General features: G+C 65.9%; 4 protein-coding genes. 3 read left to right on the forward strand and 1 reads right to left on the reverse strand.

From position 1 onward, the window contains the following. The first annotated feature begins 1,170 nt into the window (after positions 1–1,170). Positions 1,171–1,335, forward strand: coding sequence for a hypothetical protein (locus E2C05_RS33580; protein ID WP_158292461.1), 165 nt, complete (start codon positions 1,171–1,173; stop codon positions 1,333–1,335). Between the two features lie 63 nt (positions 1,336–1,398). Beyond that, positions 1,399–2,838 (forward strand): DUF6880 family protein, encoded by a 1,440-nt coding sequence (locus E2C05_RS29650; RefSeq protein ID WP_133223218.1) that lies wholly within the window; start codon positions 1,399–1,401, stop codon positions 2,836–2,838. A gap of 64 nt (positions 2,839–2,902) precedes the next feature. Here E2C05_RS29650 and E2C05_RS29655 read toward each other — a convergent pair whose 3' ends face one another. After that, the gene (locus tag E2C05_RS29655; RefSeq protein ID WP_133223219.1) at positions 2,903–3,352 is read right to left on the reverse strand and encodes a UPF0158 family protein; all 450 of its coding nucleotides are present in this window, start codon (positions 3,350–3,352) and stop codon (positions 2,903–2,905) included. A gap of 132 nt (positions 3,353–3,484) precedes the next feature. On the opposite strand from E2C05_RS29655, the gene E2C05_RS29660 reads away from it, so the two are divergent. Beyond that, positions 3,485–3,754 (forward strand): hypothetical protein, encoded by a 270-nt coding sequence (locus tag E2C05_RS29660; protein ID WP_133223220.1) that lies wholly within the window; start codon positions 3,485–3,487, stop codon positions 3,752–3,754. Positions 3,755–3,865: the final 111 nt, after the last annotated feature.

The following is a 3,865-nucleotide window of genomic DNA, read 5'->3' on the forward strand; positions in this document are numbered from 1 at the left end:
GCTCTCGCCGGCCTCCGGGGCTTTTCCCGCGGCGGCGATCAGCGACAGGAGAACCCTACTCAGGCCCGGCATCCGGGCCTGTGAACTGCACCACCATCCCGGCGCGATCGCGCCGCGGCGCTGAGAACGCGAGAAGCCCCGTGACCTCGCGGTGAGGTCACGGGGCTTGTTGCCCCCGCCGCAGAGGCGGGTGCCTACATCGCCTGGTGTCCCGGCAGCGGCGTGCCCGGCGGCGCTGGTCGAGCATCGCGGCCTGAATTGGGGCATTTGCAGGAAGCGGACGAGGTAGCCGCCATAGCACGCCGTACACATCAATCAGCGATGCTCCGGCCGGCTCAAGCCGTGATGGAGGACCTGGTCGAACTCGGCGGCGGGCGCCTGCCGGCCGGCCTCGGTGAGCACCGGTTCGCGCAGGTGGAGCGTGCTCCGCCGCGGGCGGGCCGAGGTGCCATTTCATGGCGCGGCGGACCGTTCTTCACCATGGTGGCCCGCTCCCCTCAGCAGAGCCAAGGGAGACCAACTTGGCAATTCCCTTTGGGAGCAACCGCGCCGGAACTTTCAAATTTGAATTCGGCCGGGGGGCTTCAAATCCACCAGCCGTGTTCTTACAATGTTCGTATTGCCGCACGGAACAGACCGCACATGCCAAGGATTGCCCGCGAGGAGTACCCGAGGATCCTGGCCATGGTGGATGGGGAGGGTATGCGGGTGGCCGAGGTGGCCACGGCCTATGGCTGCACCCCGGCCAACATCTACGCCATCCTCAGCAAGGCCCGACAGATGCCGGCTGGCACCGGGTCCGCGCCCATGCATCCATCGCCCAGTGCTCTGACTCACCCTGGGACGGAGAAGGCGGCCGAAGCACCAGCGGCGGGTGCCTCGGATCCAGTCCTGCCTCCGCCCGCCGACCTTTTCGACGACGCGCCAAGGCGGGCTGAGCCGAGGGCGGCAGATGCCGCGGACGGAGCATGCCCGGGGATGCCCACCAAGGCTGATGGCGGCCCTGATGCCCCAGTGCTGGAGACCAGCACCCCGGGCCTGACGGCGGCTGCACCGAAGCCGGCTGCGGCGGGCAGCACGCCAGCCCGGACCGCCAGGGAGGTGCCGGCGGCAGCCACGATGCCGCGTAGCGGCGCCAGGGTTGGGAAGGGCAGGGGAGTTGCGCTCCTGATGCGGACCTCGGATGGCGAGGAAGCTGTCCACCCGTTCCGTTCGCTCGAGGATCTGTTGTCGGCGTCGAAGCCGATCCTGCGCTCGGCTGTGCGCAGCCCCGAGCCGATCTGGTTCTCGGTCCAGGAAGTCGAGCTGGAGGCGGTGGCGGCGGAGGATTTCTGAGGGCCAGGGACGGGGCGGTCAGACGCGGCACAGGGTGCCTGCGCGCTGTGAGGGGGTGACAGCTTGGCATCGAGAAAGACCGTCACGCGCGAAAACCTCGTGGCACTCGGCGCGGAACGTCTTGCGGCACTTCTCATTGAGCTCGCCGACGACAATGCCGAAGTCAAGCGGCGGCTGCGCCTGGAGCTGGCAGCACAGTCCGGTGGGGACACCATTGCAGCCGAGATCAGCAAGCGCTTGGCGACGCTGCGGTCGGCACGGTCCGTCATTGATTGGCAGAAGCGCCGCGACTTCGTCAGGGATCTCGACTTGCAGCGGGCGATGATCGTCGGCCGGGTGGCCCAGGACCGCGCCGATCTCGCGCTCGACCTGATGTGGCGGTTCATGGACCTTGCCGAGCCGGTGCTCAACCGCGTCGACGACAGCAACGGCTCGGTGGGCGAGGTGTTCAAGCTGGCCTGCGCGGACCTCGGGGCCCTCGCGGCCAAGGCGAAGCCGGACCCCGTCAGCCTTGCCGACCGTGTGTTCCACGCCGTCACGGGCAACGGCTACGGCGTGTTCGACCGCGTGGTCACCCTCATGCTGCCGGCGCTGGGCGACGCCGGAGCAGCCCACCTCAAGCGGCGACTGATGCAGGCGCTGGCAGAGCGGCCCAGGCGCGGCGGCGAGCGAGACTTCGAAGCGCTGTTGCTGCGGTCCGCGCTGCAGGACCTGGCGGACGGTCAAGGCGATGTCGACGCCTATGTTGCCTTGATCCCGCCAGAGGAGCAGCGCCTGCTGCATCAGGGCACGGCCATTGGCCGCCGCCTGCTCAAGGCCGGCCGCGCGCCCGAAGCGCTGGCCGCTCTGGAACAGGCGAGACCAATGCGCCGTGCATCTACAACGACGTGGGACGAGGCGCTTTTCGGCGCTGTTATTCCCGTCGACGCCGGTTGGGAGGACATCTACATCGAGGCGCTCGAGGCCACGGGGCAGCGGGACGAGGCACAGCGACTGCGCTGGGCCGCGTTCGAGAAACGTCTCTCGGTGGAACGGCTGCGCGCCTACCTGAAGAGGCTTCCTGATTTTGATGATATGGAAGCCGAAGAGCGTGCTATGCAGTATGCCCTCGGCTACCGCAGCTTCTCTGCCGCGCTATGGTTCTTCGCGCATTGGCCGCATCAGCGGTGGGCCGCTGAACTTGTTCTGGCCCGCGCCTCCGAAATCGACGGCAACCTGTATGACTTACTCGAGCAGGCGGCGCGACTGATCGAGGGCCAGCATCCGTTGGCGGCGACGCTGCTGCGGCGCGCGATGATCGAGGACACGCTCGATGGCGCGAAATCGACTCGGTACAAGCATGCCGCGCGGCACCTGCTGGAATGCCGGTCCCTCGCGGTGCAGATCCAGAATTTCGAGACTTTTGAGACGCACGACGCTTTCCTGGCTTGCCTGCGCGTTAGACACGGCCGGAAGGTCGGGTTCTGGAGCCAGATAGACGAGGGGGCAATGACCCTGCGATGACAACCGTATTCACAATGACGCATAATATTATATGGAAAAAAGCCGTCGTAAATAGCTGATTTTGTTATTTGTCTTTCTCAACTGGTTCCAGCCCGACTTCATCGCACCACTGGCGCAAGGCCTCGTCGACGGCCTGCGTATCGAATATGTACCAGCGCTGCAGCGCGTTGTGCCGGTTCAGCAGCTCCTTGAAGCGCCGGTAGGCGCCCTGGCGCCGGAAATACGCGGCGACGGTGGCGTACTCCGAGGGGATCTCCTGCTCCACGAAGCGTAGGGCGAGCCGTCGCCCGAGCCCCAGATCACCTGCGCTGGGCAGTGGAATGTAGCGATCCGAGGTTTCGAGATCGCTCGGCTGGTCCGCATCTTCCTCCGCATCCAGATCCGACCTGCAAAAGACCCTGCCGGAGTCCAGATGGACGTATGCGACATGGTCGAACTCGGCGCCGCTGCTGACGAAGTCGAATGCCTCGCGCAGTTTGGCGATGTCGACGCGAACACGCCCTGGCGCTGCCATTGCGTTGCTCCTCCGCACGGGACCTTCCCCGCACGCGGCCCCTCTGCAGAGGGAAATGACACCGGGATACTTCGAAGGCACAAGGATGCCGGGTGAACGAAAGCGGTTGACCGTCCAGCGCGAGATGTAACCGTGCCCGAGGACAGCCGCTGGCAGATCCGGCGTTGCTTCGCGGTGATGACCGACCGGGGCAGTCGGGCCCGGGCCAGCACCCGATCGTCCAATCCGGGCAGGTTCTTGTTTCACCCCGGTTGTCGAATCGACCTCGCTTCGTCGAACAAGCATTCACCGCATGTCATCCTGCCCTGGAGGCGTCCCGTGCAGACCAGGACCGTCAAGCTCACCGACCGGCTCAATACCTTCATCGAGGAGGCGGTCGCTTCGGGCCGCTATCTCGAGTGAGCTGCACCCGGTTTCCCTGGACACCCTTTTGCCCAAGGCGAACCCGGAACGATGATGTGCGGCATGAACGAGATCGAAGATCGGAAAGCAGATGATGGGCCTGTGGGCAGC

The sequence above is a fragment of the Paracraurococcus ruber genome (genome assembly GCF_004353985.1).
GTDB lineage: Bacteria > Pseudomonadota > Alphaproteobacteria > Acetobacterales > Acetobacteraceae > Paracraurococcus > Paracraurococcus ruber.